Origin of the sequence: Streptomyces sp. NBC_01716 (assembly GCF_036248275.1) — a bacterium.
Taxonomy (GTDB): Bacteria; Actinomycetota; Actinomycetes; order Streptomycetales; family Streptomycetaceae; genus Streptomyces.
The window spans coordinates 2,735,693-2,759,370 of sequence record NZ_CP109181.1; the positions used below are offsets into that span (position 1 = coordinate 2,735,693).

Consider the following 23,678-nt stretch of genomic DNA (forward strand, 5'->3'; position numbering starts at 1 on the left):
TGCCGGGCCGCATCGGCGCGGAGCCGCTCATTCCGGTCCATTCGGTCGCGAGGTCCCGGCGCGTCGCGCGGCGGGTACGCGAAGGCGCGTCGCGGTCCCCGGCCGCATCGTCGGTACGGGGCGTTACGCCCGATACGTCACCGTCCCGCCGGAGCGCACGAGAGGACTCGCCGCAGCCGCGCGGACGCGGCGCGGGCGCCCGGCGGAGCCGCGCGGGGCTGCGGCAGACTGGGGCCCATGCGTATCGACATCGCCACCGCCCCCGGCAGCCACCCGCGCCCGAACGAGGACTGGACCGCCGTGGCCACGCCGTCGGCGGGCAGCGGTGGCACCCTGATCGCGCTGGACGGCGTGACGCCTCCGCGAGACGGCGGCGACGGCTGTGCGCACGGCGTGCCGTGGTTCACCTCGCGACTGGGCGGTGCGCTGACCGAACTGTCCGCTTCCCGGCGGGAGATGACCCTCGCCGACGTGCTCGGGGAGTCGATCCGGCGTACGGCCGACGCCCACCGTGACACCTGTGACCTTTCTCACGCCCGAACACCCCAGGCAACCGTCGTCATGGTGCGCTGGGACGCGGCGACGGTCGAGCATCTCGTCCTCTCGGACTCCACCCTCCTCCTGGAGTCGCCGGCCGGCGAGGTACGGGCCGTCGTGGACGACCGGCTGGACCGCATCCCGCGCGCCGTGCGCCGCCAGGCCGCCGCGACGGACGCGCTGCGCAACGCGGCGGGCGGCTTCTTCACCGCGGCCGTCGACCCGGACGTGGCGTCGAAGGCCGTGACGGGGCGTACGCCCGCCTCGGAGGTACGCGCGATGGTGGCCCTCACCGACGGCGCGGCGCGCTGGGTCGAGGTGTTCCGGGAGGGCGACTGGGCGGACTGCCTGGCCCTCGTCAGGAAGAGCGGCCCGCAGGAGCTGATCGACCGGGTACGGGCGGCGGAGTCGGCGGACCCGGACGGGGTGGCCTTCCGGCGGGGCAAGCCGTACGACGACGCGACCGTCGTGTACGTGGAGCCGTGACCCCGCCGCCCGCCCCGCCTCCGCACCAGGCTTCTTCGGCAGGCGCGGTCAGTTCGCCGCGCGGGTGTTCAACTGGTGCAGCAGCCGCGCCAGTTCGGCGACCTCGGTCCGGTTCCAGTCCGCGAGCTTGCGCACGTACCGCTCGCGCCGCGCGTCCCGCACCCGGCGGAAGCGCGCGAGTCCCTCGGCCGTGAGACGGACCAGCGAGGCGCGCCCGTCGGCGGGGTCGGGCTCCCGCGTGACCAGTCCGAGCCCTTCCAGCGCGTGGAGTTGACGGCTCATCGTCGCCTTGCCGACGCCGAAATAGAGGGCGAGATCGGTGGCGCGCTGCTGACCGGTCTCCTCCAGCCGTACGAGAAGTCCGTAGGCGGCGGGCTCCAGTTCGGGGTGGACCTCGCGGGCCATTTCACCGGAATTGGCTCTGGCGCGCCGCAGAAAGACGGCCAACTCCCGTTCCAGTGCCAGGAATTCGCTGTCCACATCACTTTTCCCGGCCGGTTCGGGTTCATTCGCCGTACCGTCTCCGTGCACGTCAGCACCCATAGCACTCATCGCGAGCTTTCCCGCTCCTGAAAGTTTCCCGTCGCCGGGACCCATTGCCCCAGCTCGGTCATTATTTCGCAGGTTTATACCAACGGCACCGGCCTGGGGCCCTTCCCCCGCTCCGCCGCGTCCGCGTAGCGTCGTTTCCAGCGCAGTGTTGGCATGTCCACACCATGACCGCCGACACGTCATGGGCTCCCCCTCATGGGCTCCCCCCTCAACGGTTCTCGGAGGCACGAACATGTCCGTGCACAGATCCGACGCGTCAGGCCACCGCCGCCTCACCCTGGCAGGCGTCCTCCTCGCGGCTCTCGCCCTTCTCCTCACCCTGCCGGGCGCGGCGAGCGCCGACGGCACCCCCCGCACCTCGGACACCCCCCAACGGGGCTCGGCCCACATGGGCATGGGCGTCATCGAGCACGACGGCCAGGGCGGCAGCCCGGCCGCCGGAAACCGCGCCGTGCAGACCGAAGGCGTCGACGTCTCCAGCCATCAGGGGAACGTCAACTGGGGCTCTCTGTGGACCAGCGGCGTCAAGTGGGCGTATGTGAAGGCCACGGAAGGCAACTACTACAAGAACCCGTACTTCGCGCAGCAGTACAACGGTTCGTACAACATCGGCATGATCCGTGGCGCGTACCACTTCGCCACCCCCAACGACTCCAGCGGCGCCAACCAGGCCAACTACTTCGTCGACGGCGGCGGTGGCTGGTCGCGTGACGGCAAGACGCTGCCCGGCGTGCTGGACATCGAGTGGAATCCGTACGGCGCCGCCTGCTACGGCAAGACGCAGGCGCAGATGGTCGCCTGGATCCGCGAGTTCCTGAACACGTACAAGTCCCGCACCGGCCGTGACGCCGTGATCTACACGGCCACCAGCTGGTGGACCCAGTGCACGGGCAACTACAGCGGCTTCGGCTCCACGAACCCGCTCTGGGTGGCCCGGTACAACTCCACCGTGGGTGAACTCCCGGCCGGCTGGGGCTACTACACGATGTGGCAGTACACCTCCACCGGGCCCATCGTCGGCGACCACAACAGGTTCAACGGCGCGCTCGACCGCGTCGTGGCCCTCGCGAACGGCTGACAGCGGCGCCGGCGCGTGAACGACCCGCGCGCGAACGAGGTTGGGCCCCCGGCACCGAGTGCCGGGGGCCCACCCCTGTTTCCGGCCGTCTCCGGCCTCCGCCGTTACGCGGCGACCGGGATCTCCGTCGCGGCGGCCGTCGCCGACGAGAGCGCGATCTCCAGAACCTGGCGGACATCCGTCACCGGGTGGACCTCCAGCTTCTCCAGGATCTCGGCGGGGACGTCGTCCAGGTCCGCCTCGTTCCGCTTGGGGATCACGACGGTGGTGATGCCCGCGCGGTGCGCGGCCAGCAGCTTCTGCTTCAGGCCGCCGATGGGCAGGACACGTCCGGTCAGCGAGACCTCACCGGTCATGGCGACATCCGTACGGACCTGGCGTCCGCTCAGCAGCGAGGCGAGCGCCGTCGTCATGGTGATGCCCGCGCTCGGGCCGTCCTTCGGCACCGCGCCCGCCGGGAAGTGGATGTGCACGCCCCGGTCCTTCAGGTCGGCGACCGGCAGTTCCAGCTCCGCGCCGTGCGAGCGCAGGAAGGAGAGCGCGATCTGTGCCGACTCCTTCATGACGTCGCCCAGCTGTCCGGTCAGGGTGAGTCCCGAACCGCCCGTCTCCGGGTCGGCCAGCGACGCCTCCACGAAGAGGACGTCCCCGCCCGCGCCGGTCACGGCGAGGCCCGTGGCCACGCCGGGCACCGCGGTGCGGCGCTCGGCCGGGTCCTGGGCGGACTCGGGCACGTGGTGCGGCCGGCCGATGAGGCCGCGCAGCTCGCCGTCTCCTACGGAGAAGGGCAGCTCACGCTCGCCCAGCTCGTGCTGTGCGGCGACCTTGCGGAGCAGTCTGGCGATGGAGCGTTCGAGGTTACGCACGCCCGCCTCGCGGGTGTACTCGCCCGCCAGCTTGCGCAGGGCCTCGTCCTCCAGCGTGACCTCGCCGGTCTCCAGACCGGCCCGCTCCAGCTGCCGGGGCAGCAGGTGGTCGCGTGCGATGACGACCTTCTCGTCCTCCGTGTAGCCGTCGAGACGGACCAGCTCCATCCGGTCGAGCAGTGCCTCGGGGATGGACTCCAGGACGTTCGCGGTGGCGAGGAAGACCACGTCGGAGAGGTCGAGTTCGACCTCCAGGTAGTGGTCGCGGAAGGTGTGGTTCTGCGCCGGGTCGAGGACTTCCAGGAGGGCTGCGGCCGGGTCGCCCCGGTAGTCCGAGCCGACCTTGTCGATCTCGTCGAGCAGGACGACCGGGTTCATCGAACCGGCCTCCTTGATCGCCCGGACGATACGGCCCGGGAGAGCGCCCACGTACGTACGCCGGTGGCCGCGGATCTCCGCCTCGTCCCGGACACCGCCGAGCGCGACGCGGACGAAGGACCGTCCCATGGCGTGCGCGACGGATTCGCCGAGCGAGGTCTTGCCGACGCCGGGCGGACCGACGAGGGCGAGGACGGCGCCGCCGCGGCGGCCTCCCACGACGCCCAGGCCGCGGTCGTTACGGCGCTTGCGCACGGCCAGGTACTCCGTGATCCGTTCCTTCACGTCGTCCAGGCCCGCGTGCTCGGCGTCGAGGACGCGCTGGGCCCCCTGGATGTCGTACGCGTCCTCGGACCGCTCGTTCCACGGCAGTTCGAGGACGGTGTCCAGCCAGGTGCGGATCCACGAGCCCTCGGGGCTCTGGTCGGACGACCGCTCCAGCTTGTCGACCTCCTTGAGCGCCGCCTCACGGACGTGCTCGGGCAGGTCGGCGGCCTCCACGCGGGTCCGGTAGTCGTCGGACTCGTCGGCGGCGTCGCCGTTGAGCTCGGACAGCTCCTTGCGTACGGCGTCGAGCTGGCGCCGCAGCAGGAACTCGCGCTGCTGCCTGTCGACGCCCTCCTGGACGTCCTTGGCGATGGACTCGGCGACGTCCTGCTCGGCGAAGTGCTCGCGGAGCTGGTCGGTCGCCATCTTCAGACGGGCCACCGGGTCGGCGGTCTCCAGCAGCTCGACCTTCTGGGCGGTGCTGAGGAACGGCGAGTAACCGGCGTTGTCGGCGAGCTGCGAGACGTCGTCGATCTGCTGGACACGGTCCACGACCTGCCAGGCGCCGCGCTTCTTCAGCCAGTCGGTGGCGAGAGCCTTGTATTCCTTGATCAGTTCGGTGACGGAGCCGGGCAGCGGGTCGGGCACGGTCTCGTCGACGTGCAGACCCTCGACCCACAGGGCCCGGCCGGGCCCGGTCGTACCGGCGCCGATCCTGACACGGCCCCTGCCGCGGATCAGGGCGCCGGGGTCGCCGTCGGAGAGCCTGCCGACCTGCTCGACGGTCCCGAGGACGCCGGTCCCCGCGTAAGCCCCGTCGAGGCGCGGCACGAGCAGCACCTTCGGCTTTCCCCCGTCGGATTCGTCGCGGGCAGCCGCCTGGGCGGCCTCGACGGCGGCGCGCACCTCGGTGTCGGACAGGTCCAGGGGCACCACCATCCCGGGCAGCACGACCTCGTCGTCGAGCGGCAGCACGGGCAGGGTGAGTGGTGTGGACGTGGCAGCCATGGTCTCCCCTTCGGCAGTCAAAAGTTGAGCTATGCAGACTCAATGCTTGTGAGCCCCCAGTTGTTCCCCGATACCTGGGGAGGGTGTTCGCTCTGAGCGATCCCCCCGGTTTGTCGTCGCCCCGCGTACCCCGCGAGGATGGCGCCGGCCCCGGTCGCCCGCAGAACTGAGGAGACGTCCCCGTGCCCGAGCCCATGTCCCGAACGATCCACGACCGTCCCGTCACCCTGGACCGGCGCGACGGCCCCTACGGCGAGGTCGTCCTGCGCCGGCGGCCCGGTCGCGGCGGCACAGGTGACGGCGGCGGCGGTGACATCCACGAGATCATCGCCAACGGCACCTTCCTGATGGACACCTCCGACGGCCGTTCCGAGCGCCTGCTGATCGACGCCGCGCAGGCCGCCCTCGCCCCCGGCCGCCGCGAGGGCCTGCCGTCCGTCCTCATCGGCGGGCTCGGCGTCGGCTTCTCGCTCGCGCACGCCGCCGACGACGAGCGCTGGGGCCGGATCGTGGTGGTCGAACGCGAGCAGGCGGTCATCGACTGGCACCACGAGGGACCGCTCGCACGGATCTCCGGAGCGGCGCTCGGCGACCCGCGGACTGTGATCCTCCACACCGATCTGGTCGACTACATCCGTACGAGCACGGAGCCGGGGACGGAGCCGCCGGAAGGCGGCGACCAGCCGCTCGACCGCTACGACGCGCTCTGCCTGGACATCGACAACGGCCCCGGCTGGACCGTCACGGACGAGAACGCGAACCTTTACACACCCGGCGGACTGGCCGCCTGTCTGGCCCTGCTCAACCCCGGCGGAGTGCTCGCCGTCTGGTCCGCGCAGCCTTCGCCCGCGTTCGAGGAAGCCTTGCGGAATGCCGGTTTCACCGGGGTTAGGACGGAAGAGATCCAAGTTGCCCGGGGAGTGCCTGACGTGGTCCATCTCGGCGTTCGCCCTGCGTAGCCGGGACCCCTCCGGTGCCTCTACGCTGCTCCCCACACACGGGATCCACATCTGCACGCAGAACGTGGATCGAGGAACACGGATCGCGGAACGTAGCAGGGGCGGGGCGATGGAGCAGACACACACCAGCCAGAACGGGGTCGCGGCCTCTCCCGGCGCGCAGCGCCGAGTGCTCGTGGTCGAGGACGACGCGACGATCGTGGACGCCATCGCGGCCCGGCTGCGTGCCGAGGGCTTCGTCGTCCAGACGGCCGTCGACGGCCCTGCCGCCGTCGACGCCGCCGAGGCCTGGCAGCCCGATCTGATGGTGCTCGACGTGATGCTGCCCGGCTTCGACGGTCTGGAGGTCTGCCGTCGTGTTCAGGCGCAGCGCCCCGTACCGGTGCTGATGCTGACGGCGCGCGACGACGAGACCGACATGCTCGTGGGGCTCGGTGTCGGGGCCGACGACTACATGACCAAGCCGTTCTCCATGCGGGAGCTGGCGGCCCGGGTGCATGTGCTGCTGCGAAGGGTGGAACGCGCGGCGCTGGCCGCCGTGACACCGCGCAGCGGCATCCTGCGCCTCGGCGAGCTGGAGATCGACCACGCGCAGCGCCGGGTACGGGTGCGCGGCGAGGACGTGCATCTGACGCCCACCGAGTTCGACCTGCTGGTCTGCCTGGCGAACACGCCCCGCGCGGTGCTCTCGCGCGAGCAGCTGCTGGCCGAGGTGTGGGACTGGGCGGACGCCTCCGGCACCCGTACGGTCGACAGCCACATCAAGGCGCTGCGCCGCAAGATCGGCGCCGAGCGGATCCGTACGGTGCACGGCGTGGGGTACGCCCTGGAGACACCGGCGCCATGAGCCGGTCGCCGGGCGGCGCGCCGCGCCAGGACCCGTCCAGGCAGGGCCCCGCACGGAAGGGACCGGCCAGGATCAGAGCCGGGCACGGCGCCATCGGCGGGCCCGACGGCGGCGGTCTGCGGCCGTTCTCGATCAAGACGAAGCTCGGCATGCTCGTCGTGGTCTCCGTGCTCATCACCACGGGCCTGCTGATGGTGGCGCTGCGCACCGAGACGGAGCTGCGTTTCATCACGGTCTTCTCGATGATCGCGACGCTGTTGATAACGCAGTTCGTGGCGCACGGTCTGACCGCGCCGCTGGACGAGATGAACACCGTCGCGAAGGGCATCTCGCACGGTGACTACACGCGGCGGGTCAGCGGCGCCGACCGCCGTGACGAACTGGGCGACCTGGCCTCCACCATCAACCGGATGGCGGACGATCTGGAGGCCGTCGACCGGCATCGCAAGGAGCTGGTCGCCAACGTCTCGCACGAGCTGCGCACTCCGATCGCCGCGCTGCGCGCCGTGCTGGAGAACGTGGTGGACGGGGTGTCCGCCGCCGACCCGGAGACGATGCGTACGGCGCTGAAGCAGACGGAGCGTCTGGGCCGGCTGGTCGAGACGCTGCTGGACCTCTCGCGGCTCGACAACGGTGTGCTGCCGCTCAAGGCACGGCGCTTCGAGGTGTGGCCGTATCTGTCGGGCGTCCTGAAGGAGGCCAATCTCGCGGCCACGCAGCGCGGCCTCAGCTCGGCCTCGGGCAATCACACCCGCACGGACGTCCATCTGCATCTGGATGTGTCGCCGCCGGAGCTGACGGCGCACGCGGACGCGGAGCGGCTGCACCAGGTGGTGGCCAATCTCATCGACAACGCGGTCAAACACAGCCCGCCGCACGGCCGGGTGACCGTACGGGCGCGGCGCGGGCACGGTCCCGAGTCGCTGGATCTGGAGATCCAGGACGAGGGGCCGGGCATTCCGGAGCCGGAGCGCCACCGGGTCTTCGAGCGTTTCAACCGCGGCAGCTCACCCTCGCCGCACGGGCCGGGCAGCGACGGCGGTACGGGACTGGGGCTGGCGATCGCGAGTTGGGCGGTGGATCTGCACGGCGGACGCATCGGGGTGGCCGAATCCGTTCGCGGGTGCCTCATCCAGGTGACACTTCCGGGAATACCTCGGGCGCGGGGTTGACGTAAGGTTCGAGCCGGAGGCACCGGAAGTGCTCGTTCCCACGGTGTGTCCACAGTTCCGAGGACAGCTACAAGGACTGCCCCAAGGAAACCTGGCTAGTTTCCCGCCAATTCCTGTGCCGAAACCCGCCTTCCGGTGTGACTTGCATGACGTTGCCCCCGCCCGGTCTGCTCCTCTCGGTCCGGTAGGCGTAGCCTTGATTCCCGCTGTCCATCACCTTGTGAAGCGGAAGAGGGCGGTTGCCGCCGTGTCGTCTCAGTCCCCCAGTAACTCAAGCGTCTCGACCGACCAAACGGGGCAGGAAAAGAATCCTGCCGCCGCCTTCGGGCCCAACGAATGGCTCGTCGACGAGATCTACCAGCAGTACCTCCAGGACCCGAATTCGGTCGACCGTGCCTGGTGGGACTTCTTCGCCGACTACAAGCCGGGCACCACCGGTGCGGCGGACAAATCCCCGGAGCCGGCCGCGACATCCACCGCAGCCGCGGGGGCTGCGGTGAGCGCCGCACCGGCAGCGCCGCCCGCCACCACCACCGCGACGGCCCCGGCCGCACCGGCGAAGCCCGTGGCGGCGGCTCCCGCGCAGGCCCCCGCCCCCAAGGCCGAGACCCAGGCGCCGGCCGCCCCCGCCGCGCCGGCCAGGCCCGCCGCCGCCGCGCCCGCACCGGCGAAGGCTGCGCCCGCCGCCAAGCCCGCGGTCGTGGCCGAGCCGAAGGAAGCGCCGGCCGGGGAGCCCACGGGCCCCGAGTACGTGACGCTGCGCGGCCCGTCGGCCGCCGTCGCGAAGAACATGAACATGTCGCTGGAGCTGCCCACGGCCACGTCCGTGCGCGCCGTCCCGGTGAAGCTGCTCTTCGACAACCGCATCGTCATCAACAACCACCTGAAGCGGGCGCGCGGCGGCAAGATCTCCTTCACGCACCTCATCGGTTACGCGATGGTGCAGGCCATCAAGGCCATGCCGTCGATGAACTACTCCTTCACGGTGAAGGACGGCAAGCCCACCCTGGTCAAGCCGGAGCACATCAACTTCGGTCTGGCCATCGACCTGGTGAAGCCGAACGGCGACCGCCAGCTCGTCGTCGCCGGCATCAAGAAGGCCGAGACGCTCAACTTCTTCGAGTTCTGGCAGGCGTACGAGGACATCGTCCGGCGCGCCCGCAACAACAAGCTGACGATGGACGACTTCAGCGGCGTCACCGTCTCGCTGACCAACCCGGGCGGCCTCGGCACGGTCCACTCCGTGCCGCGTCTGATGCCCGGTCAGTCGGTCATCATGGGCGTCGGATCGATGGACTACCCGGCCGAGTTCCAGGGCACCTCGCAGGACACCCTGAACAAGCTGGGCATCTCCAAGGTCATGACGCTGACCTCCACGTACGACCACCGCGTCATCCAGGGCGCCGCCTCGGGCGAGTTCCTGCGGATCGTCAGCCAACTGCTGCTCGGCGAGAACGAGTTCTACGACGAGATCTTCCAGTCGCTGCGCATCCCCTACGAGCCGGTCCGCTGGCTCAAGGACATCGACGCCTCGCACGACGAGGACGTCACGAAGCCCGCGCGGGTCTTCGAGCTGATCCACTCCTACCGGGTGCGCGGCCATGTCATGGCCGACACCGACCCGTTGGAGTACCGCCAGCGCAAGCACCCCGACCTGGACATCACCGAACACGGCCTCACCCTGTGGGACCTGGAGCGGGAGTTCGCGGTCGGCGGCTTCGCCGGCCAGTCGATGATGAAGCTGCGCGACATCCTGGGCGTGCTGCGCAACTCGTACTGCCGCACCACCGGCGTCGAGTTCATGCACATCCAGGACCCGAAGCAGCGCAAGTGGCTCCAGGACCGCATCGAGCGCTCCAACACCAAGCCGGAGCGCGAGGAGCAGTTGCGGATCCTGCGCAGGCTCAACGCCGCCGAGGCGTTCGAGACCTTCCTCCAGACCAAGTACGTCGGCCAGAAGCGGTTCTCGCTGGAGGGCGGCGAGTCCGTCATCCCGCTGCTCGACGCGGTCATCGACTCGGCGGCCGAGTCGCGGCTGGACGAGGTCGTCATCGGCATGGCCCACCGCGGCCGGCTCAACGTCCTGGCGAACATCGTCGGCAAGTCGTACGCCCAGATCTTCCGCGAGTTCGAGGGCAACCTCGACCCGAAGTCGATGCACGGCTCCGGCGACGTGAAGTACCACCTGGGCGCCGAGGGCACCTTCACCGGTCTCGACGGCGAGCAGATCAAGGTCTCGCTGGCCGCGAACCCCTCGCACCTGGAGGCGGTCGACCCGGTCCTCGAAGGCATCGCGCGCGCCAAGCAGGACATCATCAACAAGGCGGGCACGGACTTCACCGTGCTGCCCGTCGCGCTGCACGGCGACGCGGCGTTCGCGGGCCAGGGTGTCGTCGCCGAGACGCTCAACATGTCGCAGCTGCGCGGCTACCGCACCGGCGGCACGGTGCACGTGGTGATCAACAACCAGGTCGGCTTCACCGCCGCCCCGGAGGCCTCGCGCTCCTCGATGTACGCGACCGACGTCGCGCGCATGATCGAGGCGCCGATCATCCATGTGAACGGTGACGACCCGGAGGCGTGCGTCCGGGTGGCGCGTCTCGCGTTCGAGTTCCGCCAGACGTTCAACAAGGACGTCGTGATCGACCTCATCTGCTACCGCAGGCGCGGTCACAACGAGGGCGACAACCCGCAGTTCACCAACCCGCAGATGGTCACCCTGATCGACAAGAAGCGCTCGGTGCGCAAGCTCTACACCGAATCGCTGATCGGCCGCGGCGACATCACCCTGGAAGAGGCGGAGCAGGCGCTCCAGGACTTCCAGGGCCAGCTGGAGAAGGTGTTCGCCGAGGTCCGCGAGGCCACGTCGCACCCGGCTCCGGCCCATGTCCCGGACGCCCAGGCGGAGTTCCCGGTCGCGGTCACCACGGCCATCTCCCAGGAGGTCGTCAAGCGGATCGCCGAGTCCCAGGTCAACATCCCCGACCACATCACGGTGCACCCGCGGCTCATGCCGCAGATGCAGCGCCGCGCGGCGTCGGTGGAGGACGGCACGATCGACTGGGGCACCGGCGAGACGCTCGCCATCGGCTCGCTGCTGATGGAGGGCACCCCCGTCCGGCTGTCGGGCCAGGACACCCGCCGCGGCACGTTCGGCCAGCGCCACGCGGTGCTGGTGGACCAGGAGACCGGCGAGGACTACACCCCGCTGCTGTACCTGGCCGAGGACCAGGCCCGGTACAACGTCTACGACTCGCTGCTCAGCGAGTACGCGGCGATGGGCTTCGAGTACGGCTACTCGCTGGCCCGCCCGGAGTCGCTGGTCATGTGGGAGGCCCAGTTCGGCGACTTCGTCAACGGGGCGCAGACCGTCGTCGACGAGTTCATCTCATCGGCCGAGCAGAAGTGGGGCCAGACCTCGGGCGTCACGCTGCTGCTGCCGCACGGCTACGAGGGCCAGGGACCGGACCACTCGTCCGCGCGCCCCGAGCGCTTCCTCCAGGTGTGCGCGCAGAACAACATGACGGTCGCGATGCCGACCCTGCCGTCGAACTACTTCCACCTGCTGCGCTGGCAGGTCCACAACCCGCACCACAAGCCGCTGGTCGTCTTCACCCCGAAGCTGCTGCTGCGGCTGAAGGCGGCGACCTCGAAGATCGAGGAGTTCACCACCGGCGGCTTCCGCCCGGTGATCGGCGACTCGATGACCGAGGCGGGCACGATCGATCCGGCGGCCGTCCGCAAGGTCGTCTTCTGCGCGGGCAAGGTCTACTACGACCTGGACGCCGAGCGGCAGAAGCGCGGTCTGACGGACACGGTGATCGTGCGGCTGGAGCGGCTGTACCCGCTGCCGGGCGCGGAGCTCCAGGCGGAGATCGCGAAGTACCCGAACGCCGAGAAGTACCTGTGGGCGCAGGAGGAGCCGGCGAACCAGGGGGCGTGGCCGTTCATCGCGCTCAACCTGATCGACCACCTGGACCTGGCGGTCGGCGCCGACGTCCCGCACGACGAGCGGCTGCGCCGTATCTCGCGGCCCGCTTCCTCGTCGCCGGCGGTCGGTTCCGCCAAGCGGCACCAGGCGGAGCAGGCGCAGCTGTGCGCCGAGGTGTTCGACGCCTGACCGGTGTGATCTGACGTACGTACGAGGGCCCGGCACCGCGCGCGAGCGGTGCCGGGCCCTCGTACGTCGCTGCCTTTTGCTCAGCCCAGATACGGCTCGAAGTCCCAGTAGGGCCGCACCCGTTGGCGCGCGGAGAGGGTGTGCTGGTGCTGCGCGCCCATGGTGCGCGTCAGCTTCTGGAGCGCGTCCTCCTCCACCTTGTCCGCCTCCTCGCGCTGCTGGAGCGCGCGCAGGTCGGCCGCGAGCGCCGTCTGGCTGGAGAGCGTCATCGGATGGTCGTCGCCCATCACCGCACGGGCGCGCCGCAGCGTGTCCCTGCTCAGCTCGGCGGCCTCCTCCAGACGTCCCGTCAGATTCCGCCCGCCGGACGCGTTGAGCGCGCAGCCCAGGGTCCAGGGGTGGTCGTCGCCGAGCAGGGTGCGCAGACCCGTGAGCGCCTGCTCGAAGAGGACGAGCGCGCCGTCCCTGTTCCCCTCGGCCTGCATGAGGAGCCCGACGTTGGACTGCATGCCGCTCGGTACGGGGTGGGCCTGGCCGACCAGGGAGCGGTACGTGTCCTCGGCCTCCGCGAGCAGATCCTTGGCGTGCCCCAGATCGCCGTGCACGCGCAGGTAGTTGCCGTAGTCCGTGACCAGCATCAGGTTGTTGTGGTGGCTCTTGCCGTACACGCGCTCGTGGCGGGCGAGGAGGTCGGCCATCACGGGACCGAAGTCCTCACCCTTCGTGCCCGCCCTGCGCCTGCACAGGACGAGGTTGTGCTGCGCCCACAGGGTCTGCGGGTGATGCTCGCCGAGGACCTGGATATGGGTCCGTACGCCGAGCTCCTGGCGGGCCAGGGCGTCGTGGTAGCGGCCGAGGAGCCGCAGGTCGCGGGCGCAGGCGTTGACCGAGTGCAGGGTGTTGGAGTGCCGGGCGCGCAGGACGGCCTCGCGTTTGCGCAGCGTGTCGAGGTCGACCTCGTACGCCTTCTCGTACTGGCCGAGGAGCCGCAGGGACACCCCCAGGCTGTGCTGGGCGAGGAGTGTCGTCCACTCCTCGGCGCCCAGCAGTTCCCGGCCGACCTCGACGAGGTCCCGCTGGAGCTCGTACGCCTCCGGATAGCGGCCGAGGAACCGGAGGTCGGAGCTGAGCCCGGCGTTGGCCGTCATCAGCCTGATCGGGTCCGGCTCCGGCTGGGCCTCCAGCAGCGCCAGGGCCGCCACGTCCCTGTCGAACGCCTCGGCGAACCGGCCGCTGGCCCGGAGGATCACCGTGGTCCGCGCGCTGAGCTCCAGCATCTCGGGGGCGTCGGGCGCGAACAGCTCGTCCCACTTCGCCCGGACCACCCCGACGAGGTCCATGCCGACGGTGTACTCACCGCTGTTGTAGCAGTAGCGCAGGCTGTTCAGAACGAGCTGGACCGCGCGCGGGTCGGTGCTCTCCAGCACGCCCGAGAATTCGAGCTGCGGCAGGATCTCGGCGTACCGGGGCCACTGCCTGCTGTCGGACGGTTCGCCGGGGTTGCTGCCGACGAGGACCTGGCGGACCACATCGCGGTGGATCTCGCGGTCGTCGCTCGCGGTGAGCTGCCTGACGATGCCGTGCACGACGCGGTGCATATGGACGGACTCCTGGCGGGGCCCGGACTCGCGTCCCTCGGCGACGGACGGGCTGCGTGAATCCTTCGTGATGACCGAGTAGTTGGCGAGGGTGTCCAGGGCGCGCGGCCAGTCCGGGGTGTTGTCGGCGATCCAGCGCAGCTGTTCGGGAAGGTCGGCCGGGGCCACGCCGCGGACCAGGCCGATGGGGATGCGCCCGGGGGCGAAGCAGGCGCACAGCTTGAGGAGTTCGAGGGCGCGCGGCTCGGAGTCGCGGACCCGGTTGAAGAACATCGACCAGGAGGTGAGCGAGGAGCTGGGGTAGTCGCCCAGCTCCGTCGTGGTGTCCAGAGGGTTGATCTCACCGCTGTGGACCTTGTCCAGATACTCCGCCACGGGCATCTGCCACTCACCGAGCAGCGCCGCCGCGTGGGCCATCTGGAGCGGCAGGTCCGCGAACTCGACGGCGACCTTGTCGGCCTCCTCCGCCGTGATGTGCGGGGCCCTGCGCATCAGATAGCCGGTCGATTCGGCGCGCCGGAAGACGGGCACCTCGACGACTTCGCCGACGGTGCGCCAGCCGTGGTTGCGCGAGGTGATCAGCACATGGCCGGTGCCGCCGCGTGGCAGCATCGCGGTCGCCTCCTCCACGTCCTCCCAGCCGTCGAAGATCACCAGCCAGCGGCTGTGCGGATCACCCCGGCGCAGCGCGTCACGCACCGCGCGGATCCGCTCACCGGGCTCGGAACCGCCGCGCAGGCCCAGAGCCGGTGCCAGCTCGCCGAACCGGTCGCGCTGGGTGCCGCGCTGGTCGGAGTTGACCCACCACACGACGTCGTAGTCGGGGCTGAAGCGGTGCGCGTACTCGGCGGCGAGCTGGGTCTTGCCGATGCCCGACATACCGACCAGCGCGCAGACCGCCGCGCCGGACTCGACGTCCGTGAGAGATTCCTGGATGCGGTTGAGCAGGTCGTCCCGGCCGGTGAAGCGGGAGTTACGGCGCGGCACCTCGCCCCAGACGGCCGGCGCGTCGCTGGGATAGCGGGAGGGAGAGGCCACCGTGTCGGCGCGGGGTGTGGGTTCGAGGGAGAGCCGCGTCAGCAGGCGCCGTTCGGCTTCCTGTTCGGCGATGCCCCACAGGTCGACCGGTTCGAGCACGGCGGTCGCGGGCAGCAGCGCGCGGTTGGTCAGATTGACGGCGGCGAACCGGTCGGCGTTGGCGGCCACGAAGCCGCGCAGCACCGTGTTCCACTCGCCCTCACGCCGGGGGCCCAGCTGGAAGAACCAGTCGCTGAGCACCAGCAGGACCCGCCCTCTGGCCAGCAGCAGGTCACCGAGCGCGTCCTCCAGGGACTCGTCGCGATCGGGGTCCCAGCGGTGCGAGGTGACGCGGTGGCCGTGTGCTTCGAGCCGGCGTGCGATCCAGGTGGCCCAGGGCCGGTGATGGCCCGGGAAGGCGACCACGAAATGCTGTGACTCCTGATCGGGGCCGCCGTCCTCCGTCAGGTGCCGCTGAGCGACCATGCGCGCGTCTCCTCATTCATCGAGCTGCGCCATTCCCTGACGGCGCGTCTGAAAGGTTACCGAACGTCACCGTCCGCGGACAGGGAATCGGACAGTGCGTACGGGCTATTGGGCCCCCCGCCCAGCGAGGTCAGGTGGTCCCTCATCGATACGGTGAACCGCTCGCCGTGCTCGGTGAGTTGATGGCCGGTCAGCAGGATGGGCAGCGCGTCGGCGACCTGGGCGCGGTACTCCTCCCGGCGGGCGCGGGCCGCGCGGCGGGCGGCCGGCCCGGCGCCGGGGCGCTCGGCGACGCGCGACCAGAGGTCGGCGAGGGCGAGATGCGCGTACGTCCCCTGGAGCACACCGTCGAAGGGGCGCGGGTCCTCGCGCCAGGCGACGTGGTGGACGGCGGAGCCGTCGGCGTGGTGCAGCGCGACGAGGTCGGCGAGAACGGCCAGCTTGCTGTGGGCGAGCTCGTGCACGAGCACCTCCGCGAACCGCCGGGCGGTGTCGGGCAGCGCGGTGTGCACGGCCCAGGGGGCGGCCCTGAGCGTGCGGCTTGAGGCGCCTTCGCCGGCCGGGTCCATCGGGACCACGGACCGTACGAGCCCGGTGACTTCGGTGGCGCGCCAGGGGTCGGCTGCCTGGAGGAGGTCGACGGCGGCGCGCCAGCGGGTGAGCCAGGCGGCGCGGTCAGGAGGCGGCTCCGAGTCCGGGGCGGGCGGGTCGTCCTGGGCGGCGGTGTGTCCGGTGCCGGTGCCGTCGAGCCGGGCGGCGCTGCCGGGCAGCACGGCCAGAGGGGTCCAGCCCGCCCCCGCTCCCCGGCCGTCGGGCCGCAGCAGCGCGGACCGGGCGGGGTGTCCCACCGGGGTGAGCAGCGTGCCGTGCGGGCCGGTGCGGATCCGTACGTGGGACGCCCGGGTGTCCTGGACGCCGATGCCGGGCAGGACGAGCCGTCCGCCCGTCGTGGGGAGCACCGTGCGGAGCTGGGCCCCGGTGCGCAGGGCCGTACCGACGGCGATGCCGCCGAGAGGGTGCAGGGCGGCGGTGAGGCCGTCCGCTCCGGGTGCGTTGAGGGCGTCCACGATCCAGCCGCCGACGGCGGGGTAGTCGAGGAGCCTGCGGGCGGCGGCCGGTGCGGGCGACTCGGCCCGCTCCAGCAGGCGCCAGTCCCGGTCGAACGCGGCACGGGCGGGCGCGGGTAAGTCTTCCCGTCCGACGCGGGCGAGGAGAGCCTTGAACAGGACCAGCCGGCGGCTGTGCAGTGCGGCGTGCAGCAGGTCCATGTCGTGGGGCCGCTGGCGGGTGGCGGCGAGCCGAGCCAGGGTGGCGGGCGGGACATGGAAGGCCCCGGAAGCCGCGGCCATTACCTCCGCTCCGCGGCGAGAGTGGCCGGATCCCGGCGCCGCGGCGGCCTGTTCACTCCGCGTCGTTCCACGAGTCTTTGAACGAGCCGGGGCAGCGGAGCACGTCCTCGACGGCCGCCGTCAGCGCCTCGTCGTCCAGCCCCTGGAGGGTCCGCAGGTCGACACCGGTGAGATCGGGGAGCACCGGGCTCCCCGGAAACCCACCCGTCTCCGCCGCGGATCCGGGCACACGTTGCTCCAGCACGCTCTGCTCCTCCCCGATGCCCCCGAGGGCGTGTGGTGAAAGTCCCGCCTTGCGATCGCACACACCAGACACCGGTGAGCACCGCTCTGCGGGGCGGACGGCGCTGCGTTCACGGCATGCCGTGGGAGGCGCTGCCGCGAGGGTTCTACTTCCCGAGGCCCATGATTCGGAAACCCGTTCGCCACACAGGGAGTTGGTGTTCCGGCCGGAGCACGTAACTTCATGGACACATGACGGGGAGCGCATGCCGGGCGCGTAGAGGCACAGCACGGTCGCGCAGGCACAGGGTCCTCGGACAGGTTGGTTCACGCGCGTGCCCGGTCTCCCGGTCCGCGGCCCGCGGTGCCTCAGCCCTGGTGCCTCACTCGCCCAGTGCCTGCACCCGCTCGCGGGTCGCCCGTACCTCGTCCTCCGGGACCGGGGTGCCCTGCTCCATCAGCCGGCGCCAGTGGCCCTCCGCCGTGCGGTAGTCGGCCCGTGCCGCGAAGGGGCGTGCCATCCGCTCGTACAACTCACCGCGGCCGTGCAGGGCGCGGGCCGCCGTCAGCGAGGGCGATTCGGTGGTCTCGCGCAGCGCCCGGCCGTAGGCGGACTCCGCGGAGGCGAAGTGCGACTGCGGGTCCGGCAGGTCCAGCCGCGCGCCCGCCAGCATCAGCCAGGAGCGGGCCCTGGCCGGGGAGTCGGCCGCGCGGCGGGCCGCGAGCTCCAGCAGATGGCAGCCCTCGTAGACGTCGGGCAGGAAGCCGCTGCCCGCGCTGTCGCCGCGGTAGCGCTCCAGCAGGGCCGTACCGAGCAGCAGATGCAGGTGCCAGCGGAGCGGGGCCGCGGAGGAGACGTTCGTCAGGGCCTCGCGCAGGATGCCCTCGGCGCGGTCGGGGCGCCGGGCCTCGGTGAGCAGCATCTCGCCCCATTCGGCGAGGAGTTCGCACCGGACGTCGCTGTCGCGCGGCGCGGCGCGCTCGGCCTGCCGGTATGCGGTCGCCGCCGCCTCCCAGTCGCGCGCCTCGCGGTGGATCCGCGCCCGCTCGCGCCGGGCGCGCAGCAGCAGCGGTGCGTTGTCCTCGGCCGCCGACTCGGCCGCGTCCGTCAGGGCGAGCAGCTCCGCCGTGTCCTGCTCCCGCGTGAGCCGCAGAGCCGAGACGAGGTCGAGGAGTGCGCCGGCGCGGCGAGGAGGCGGTGCCGCCAGCTCGGCCAACAGCACGAGCGCGGAACGCAGTTCACGTACCGACGCGGTGGCGGGCTCGTCCCGATCGGTCTCGTTCCTCGCGAGGTCGAGCAGGGCCCGGCCCATCCGCAGCCGGCGGGCCGTCTCCGTGGCGAGGTCTCCCCCGTCGGGGACCTCGGCCAGCCCGTCCACGGCCGCGCGCAGCCACCGGGTGTCACCGTCCTGGCGCCACAGTTCGTGCCGGACGTCCGCGCGGGCGACCGCCGTCGCCGGCTCCTCTCCTACGAGCAGCCGCTCGGCCCGTACCAGCAGCCCGTGCGCCTCCTCGGGATCACGGCGCGCCTCCGCCGAGTTGGCGCGGGCGAACAGCACCCGCCCGAGCAAATGGCGTGCGCGTTCGTCGCCGTCGGCGGCCAGCGCCGCCTCGGCGAGCGCCTGCGCGTCGAAGAGCATCTGCCGGTCGCGGCGGTCGCGCCACAGCCCGAGCAGCCGCTCCACCTCGTCCAGCCTGCCGGGCACCGGCCGTACGGGCTTGTACCAGCGCACCACCCGCGCGGGGACCTGCGCAAACAGCTCCTCGTCGGCCTGCGGCCCGCCGTCGGGGTCCTCCGGCACGCTCGCCTCGCCGGCCTCCAGCCCCTGGAGACGGGCGACGGCCAGCGCGGGGAAGTTGCGCATGCCCTTGCCGAAGCGCCGGGCGACGTACTCCGACAGATATTTGAGGACCAGCTCGGCGGCGCCCCGGTCGAGCATCTCCAGCAGCAGTTCGCGTACGCCGGGCGCGAAGTCGTAGCGCGGTCCCGGCACGCCCGCGGTGTCGGGCAGCCGCTCCAGCAGCCCGCCGAGGAGCACCTCGGCCAGCTGCATGGGGCCGGTGTCCGGGAGCAGGGCTTCCTGTACGAGCTGCATGACCGGCAAGTAGAGCGGTACGGCCGCGAGATGCACGGCCAGTTCGAGCGCGCCGGGCGACGCGCCGGAGCGGAAGTCGCGCAGCCGTGCCTGCGGGGTACGCGCGCCGCCGTACGGTCCCGACGCGGGCTGCGCCGGGTGCTGCGGCAGCACCCAGCCGGCCGCGCCGCGCATCGTACGGGTGCCGGTGCCGCCGAGCAGCTGGGCCCAGCCGCCGAGTACCCGGTCGGTCGGCAGCAGGACGGGCACGGGGCGTGCGCCGGCGGGCGGCGCCTCGCGACCGTGTCTCTCGTCGGCGACGAACCGCATGCCGCGCCCCACGCCCGGCTCGTGCACGAGCATCCCGGGATCGGCGGGCAGCGCCGTACGGTCCCACAGGCGCGGCGGCAGTGGCTGGACGACCGCGATCTGGGAGGCCTCGGCCCAGCGGTACAGCAGCCGTTGGGCACCGCCGGACTGCCACAGCGGTCCCACGCAGTCGCTGATGACCAGGGTGAGCCGGCGCCCGGTGATGTCACGGTGCTGGTCGGCGGGGCGCAGCCGGGTGTGGTTCGGGTCGGGTCCGGTGCCGGCCATCGCGGAGCCGTCAGGACCCTGGTGCAGATAGTGCACCTGGACGTCACGGAACGCGCCGAGCCGTTCGCAGGCCTGCCGGAGCCGTTCCAGGGTCAGTTGCCACACGGAAGCGGTCGGGGAGGCGTCCATCAGGAGCTGGATCTCGGCCTCCCGGTGCGCGGCCGGGCGGCGTACGGGGCGCAGGAAGCCGTCGGCGGCGCTGCGTTCGGCGGTCGCCTCCTCGTCCAGTTCCTCACCGAGGACCGGGGGGACGGGCGGGCGGTAGCCGCGCAGCGGTCGCAGCGCGCGCTGGAGGCCGAGCAGACCGGAGAGGGCGCCGGTGGCGGGGGCCCGTATCGGGAACGAGCGGGTCGGGACGGCGTCGGCGCCGGACGGGGCGTAGAGCGAGAGGGGCGCGGTGTGCTCGGAGCTGCGGGGCGGGGGCTCGGGCCGGGGCCCGGGGTCTTCGGCGGGCGGCCGCACGGCCGAGTCGGGCCCGGAGTGCCGGGTGGTCGGTGGTTCATGATGCTCCGGACGATCCCCTGTCCGCGCCTCCGGAGCGGTCAGACGCGCCAGCCAGACGGCCTCGGCCAGCTCTCTGGCCGATACGTCGCGGCCCGCCGCGCGCAGTCTGCCGACGAGCTCCGCCAGCCCGGCCGCCCCGGCGGACGGGCCTGCGGCGGGCCCGTCGTGTCCGGCGGGCGGCGCGGTCGCCGACGGCCCGCCGGCCGGCGCGTCGGGCGTGCCGTCGGGGGGCGGGCGTGGCGTGGCGCCGGGAGGCGGGTCGGGGATGGTCACGCCATCACCTCGGACGGTCCAGAGGGCGGAGCAGCATCTCGGCGAGCCTGTTGCGGGTGACCTGTTCGGCGGCGGCGGCCCGCTGGGTCACATAGAGCGCGTTCAGCAGCTGGTCGGTGGCGACGACCTCGCCGGGCTCGCGCTGGAGGAACCGCTCTATCAGCTCGGCCCCCTCCTCCAGGGCCTCCTCGCCCAGATGGGCCGCGACCATCGCGGCGAGCTGTTTCTCGCCGGGCGGTTTGAGGTCGAGCTGGATGCAGCGGCGCAACAGGGCGGCGGGGAAGTCCCGTTCACCGTTGGAGGTGAGGATGATGAAGGGGAACGCCGTGCACCGTACCCGGCCGCCCACCACGGCCACCGGTGTCCCGTCGTCGGTGAGGACGTCGGTCGTGGGCTCCCGCTCGGCGCGCCGTTCCAGCTCACGGATCGTGAACTCGCCTTCCTCCAGGACGTTCAGGAGGTCGTTCGGCAGGTCGATGTCGCTCTTGTCGAACTCGTCGATCAGCAGCACCCGGGGCAGTCCGTCGGGCGCGGGCAGCAGCGCCGTACCGAGCGGGCCGAGCCTGATGTACGAGCCGATGGGCGGCTGTGTCACCGCGTCGCCGGACACCGCGCGGTCCAACTGCACGTCCTGGAGGCGGCCGATGGCGTCGTAGTGGTAGAGGCCGTCCTGGAGGGTGGTGCGGCTGACGATGGGCCAGCGCAGCACGCGGCCGAGCCGCAGTTCGTGGGCGACCGCGTGCGCGAGCGTCGACTTGCCGGTGCCGGGAGTTCCGGTGACGAGGAGTGGACGGCGCAGCTGGAGCGCGGCGTTGACGGCCTCGACCTCTTCGGGGCGCGGGTGGAACGACTCCACGAGGCGGCGTTTGACGCCCAGCCTGCGGGCGTTGTCCACCTCTTCGGTGTCCGCCCCGTCCCCCGTACCGCCGGCGCCGTCCGCGGGATCGGGCCCGTCGGCGCCGTGGGCGCTCCGTGCGGTGAACTCGCGCCAGGGAGGCGGATCGGGTAATTGCCGCGCACCGTCGTGCGGCAGTCCCGCTCCTCGGTAGATGCGCCAGTCGCTCACTGTGGGCTCCTCATCGATGTCAGCCCGGCGTGCGCCCGGCATCCTGGACGTCCGTACCCCGCTTGGTCGCTCATACCCCCTCCACGGCAGGTCACTTGGGGCAGCTGCCTGTCATAGGGGCGGGGCGTGCAGAGGTTCGTCGGGAAGCGCCGGCCTGTGGGGTGGATCGTAGATGAGGACGATGTGCCGTGCCCAGGCTGCATCGTGATCGGCCCGGCCGGTCTGTCCGGGGTCGGCGCTGAGGTTGCGCAGCACCCGTACGCGTTCGCGCAGCGCGCTGCCGGTGGGTGCCTCGCGCACCAGCTGGGCGGCCCTGCGGTAGAACTCGGCGCAGTCGTCGTGCCCGTCCTCGGCGGCACGGCGGCACAGCACGGCGACATGGCCGGCGTGGAAGGCGCGGGTGAGGACGCGGGAGCCGCGCCCGGTGGCCGTACTCGCGCAGTACACGGGAAGGGATACGCCCGCGACGCCCGCCGTGCTCACCGACAGCCGCGCGTACGCCGCCTCCTCGCCCTCCGGCGCACCGGCCGTGTGCCCCCAGTCCGGTACGTCCAGACAGAGCGGTACGGCCTCCAGCGGCCCCCGGGCGGTGGCGCGTCTGCCGCGGTTCCACTCCGGGGTCACGCCGTCGCGGCGGCGCAACTGGTCGCGCAGGGCGACGACTCGGCGCAGTCCGATCGGGAGCGTGTGCACGCTGGGCGGTTCGTCGGCGCCCGGCAGCCGGGAGCGCCATTCGTCGACGGGCTCGTCGAAGAGCGCGCGGGGCAGCAGGAAGTCGACGGCCGCCACGTACTGCCCGGCGTCGGCGCGGGCCAGCGCCTCGCTCAGCCCCTGGCGTACGGCGGCCTCAAGCCCGGTGCGCGGCACGCCCTCCTCGTCGTACCGGACGGTGGTCGTGCCGCCGTCGGGGTCCAGCAGCTGCACGCGCCAGGGGTGGGTGCCGTAGACCTCGGGCTCGATGACGACGAGTACGTCGTCGTGGGCCGCGTCGCCGGGGACGGTGCCCGCGCCGTCGTCGGCGCTGTCGCCGCCGGCGAGGAGCGCCAGGCTCTCCTCGCGGATCACGTCGGTCTCCAGGGCGTTGGCGGCGCTCTCCACCCAGTGGCGGAGCTTCTTGGCGGCCGGGGTGTCGCGGGGCGCGCGCAGCGTGCCGTACACCATCGCCGCGTACAGGACGACGGCTTCCTGTTCGAGATCCCGTCCCGCGAGGGCGCCTTCGGTGTGCTCGCGGGGGTCGTAGAGCAGGCCGGAGCCCTCGCGCCAGCTGCGCGGGTCGTTGGACTCGATGCGCTGCGGACTGCGCAGCAGCCGCCGGCTCGCGCCGTTGACCAGGTGCAGCACCTCGCCGGGGCCCGACGGCGGTTCGACGTCGGCGAAGAGCCCGTACAGCTGGGTGCGGGCCTGCGGGGTGAAGCTGTGCGGCTGGCCCTGCGCCACCGCGAGGCGGGTGTGCAGCCGGGGCCAGCTCTCGCCCGAGCCCTCGAAGCGCCGCAGATGGTGCCGGTCGTGGGCGCCTATGACCTCGGCCCAGAGGGATTCGGCGCCCTGGTCGCAGAGCGTGCGCAGCGCGGTGACGGACTCGGCGCGGCCGATCGTGACGTCGCCCTGCTTCTTGCCCTTGATGACGCCTATGACCGATCCGTACCGGGTGTCGATGACGGGGCCGCCCGAACAGCCGTGCAGCACCAGGCCGTTCTGCAGCCACATCGGATTCCTGCGGCGGCCTCCGGTGGCCATCGCCGTCGCGGAGAGGAACTCCTCGCTGCCGTGCGCCCCCGCCGTGTCCGCCCAGCCGTACAGCTCGACCTCGGCGGGTGTCGCCGCCGAACGGTCGCTGAGCCAGAGGCAGTCGGCGAAGTCCGCGCCGGGCACCCGCACGAGCGCGAGGTCGTGCCCGGCGAGGACATGGGCGATCTCGCCCTCGAAGCGCTCGTCCTCGTAGGTGGTGACCGTGACTGGGCCCCCTGGCTCCCGCTCCATCGCACCCACCCTCTTGTCCACGACATGCGCGCAGGTCACGACCCATTCGGGGGCGACGAAGAAGCCGCTGCCCCAGAATCCGGCACTGTCCCTGTCATACCCGTCGGCGGCGGGGCCGATGCGGACGACTCCCCGGCTCACGGGGTCTTCGAGGGAGCTCATGCGTCAACACACAGGGGGTACAAGGGCGTTGGGAGGGCGCGCGAGGGAACGGCATGTTCTGGAACAGCGCGTTTCCCCG

14 protein-coding genes are annotated in these 23,678 nt (G+C 71.8%); 6 read left to right on the forward strand and 8 right to left on the reverse strand.

The annotated features are described in order from the left end of the window. Positions 1–237 precede the first annotated feature (237 nt). Entirely contained in the window at positions 238–1,023 is a 786-nt protein-coding gene (locus tag OIE74_RS11645; RefSeq protein ID WP_329381625.1) for a hypothetical protein, read from the forward strand. Positions 1,024–1,071: 48 nt separating this feature from the next. On the opposite strand, the gene OIE74_RS11650 is transcribed toward OIE74_RS11645, so the two are convergent. Continuing rightward, positions 1,072–1,566: a MarR family winged helix-turn-helix transcriptional regulator gene (locus OIE74_RS11650; RefSeq protein ID WP_443076086.1), complete on the reverse strand. Its 495-nt coding sequence runs from the start codon at positions 1,564–1,566 to the stop codon at positions 1,072–1,074. Between the two features lie 241 nt (positions 1,567–1,807). Here OIE74_RS11650 and OIE74_RS11655 point away from each other — a divergent pair, with 241 nt between their 5' ends. Next, complete coding sequence (locus OIE74_RS11655) at positions 1,808–2,653, forward strand: lysozyme (protein WP_329381628.1); 846 nt, start codon at positions 1,808–1,810, stop codon at positions 2,651–2,653. 104 nt (positions 2,654–2,757) lie between these two features. Here the strand turns inward: OIE74_RS11655 and lon are convergent, their stop codons facing one another. Then, a complete protein-coding gene (gene lon / locus OIE74_RS11660; protein WP_329381631.1) occupies positions 2,758–5,172 on the reverse strand; it encodes an endopeptidase La in 2,415 nt (804 codons plus the stop codon). Positions 5,173–5,366: 194 nt separating this feature from the next. Between lon and OIE74_RS11665 the strand changes: the two genes are divergently transcribed. From OIE74_RS11665 to OIE74_RS11680, 4 genes are all read left to right on the forward strand, one after another. Then, positions 5,367–6,131 carry a spermidine synthase gene (locus OIE74_RS11665; RefSeq protein ID WP_329392256.1) on the forward strand — a complete coding sequence of 255 codons (765 nt, stop codon included), beginning with the start codon at positions 5,367–5,369 and terminating at the stop codon, positions 6,129–6,131. Between the two features lie 109 nt (positions 6,132–6,240). Then, positions 6,241–6,978: a response regulator transcription factor gene (locus tag OIE74_RS11670; protein WP_329381634.1), complete on the forward strand. Its 738-nt coding sequence runs from the start codon at positions 6,241–6,243 to the stop codon at positions 6,976–6,978. A 149-nt stretch (positions 6,979–7,127) separates the two neighbouring features. Beyond that, the gene (locus OIE74_RS11675) at positions 7,128–8,150 is read left to right on the forward strand and encodes a HAMP domain-containing sensor histidine kinase (RefSeq protein ID WP_329392257.1); all 1,023 of its coding nucleotides are present in this window, start codon (positions 7,128–7,130) and stop codon (positions 8,148–8,150) included. A 247-nt stretch (positions 8,151–8,397) separates the two neighbouring features. Then, a complete protein-coding gene (locus OIE74_RS11680; RefSeq protein WP_329381636.1) occupies positions 8,398–12,270 on the forward strand; it encodes a multifunctional oxoglutarate decarboxylase/oxoglutarate dehydrogenase thiamine pyrophosphate-binding subunit/dihydrolipoyllysine-residue succinyltransferase subunit in 3,873 nt (1,290 codons plus the stop codon). Positions 12,271–12,350: 80 nt separating this feature from the next. Here OIE74_RS11680 and fxsT read toward each other — a convergent pair whose 3' ends face one another. From fxsT to OIE74_RS11710, 6 genes are all read right to left on the reverse strand, one after another. Then, positions 12,351–15,371, reverse strand: coding sequence for an FxSxx-COOH system tetratricopeptide repeat protein (fxsT, locus tag OIE74_RS11685; RefSeq protein ID WP_329381638.1), 3,021 nt, complete (start codon positions 15,369–15,371; stop codon positions 12,351–12,353). Positions 15,372–15,427: 56 nt separating this feature from the next. Next, entirely contained in the window at positions 15,428–16,720 is a 1,293-nt protein-coding gene (locus OIE74_RS11690) for an aKG-HExxH-type peptide beta-hydroxylase (RefSeq protein WP_329381641.1), read from the reverse strand. Between the two features lie 52 nt (positions 16,721–16,772). Continuing rightward, on the reverse strand, positions 16,773–16,964 hold the full coding sequence (locus OIE74_RS11695; RefSeq protein ID WP_329381644.1) for a hypothetical protein: 192 nt from the start codon (positions 16,962–16,964) through the stop codon (positions 16,773–16,775). A 361-nt stretch (positions 16,965–17,325) separates the two neighbouring features. After that, positions 17,326–20,391 (reverse strand): SAV_2336 N-terminal domain-related protein, encoded by a 3,066-nt coding sequence (locus OIE74_RS11700; RefSeq protein WP_329381646.1) that lies wholly within the window; start codon positions 20,389–20,391, stop codon positions 17,326–17,328. Positions 20,392–20,395: 4 nt separating this feature from the next. Further along, on the reverse strand, positions 20,396–21,457 hold the full coding sequence (locus OIE74_RS11705; protein ID WP_329381648.1) for an AAA family ATPase: 1,062 nt from the start codon (positions 21,455–21,457) through the stop codon (positions 20,396–20,398). A gap of 111 nt (positions 21,458–21,568) precedes the next feature. Beyond that, positions 21,569–23,599, reverse strand: coding sequence for a VMAP-C domain-containing protein (locus OIE74_RS11710; RefSeq protein ID WP_329381650.1), 2,031 nt, complete (start codon positions 23,597–23,599; stop codon positions 21,569–21,571). Positions 23,600–23,678 lie beyond the last annotated feature (79 nt).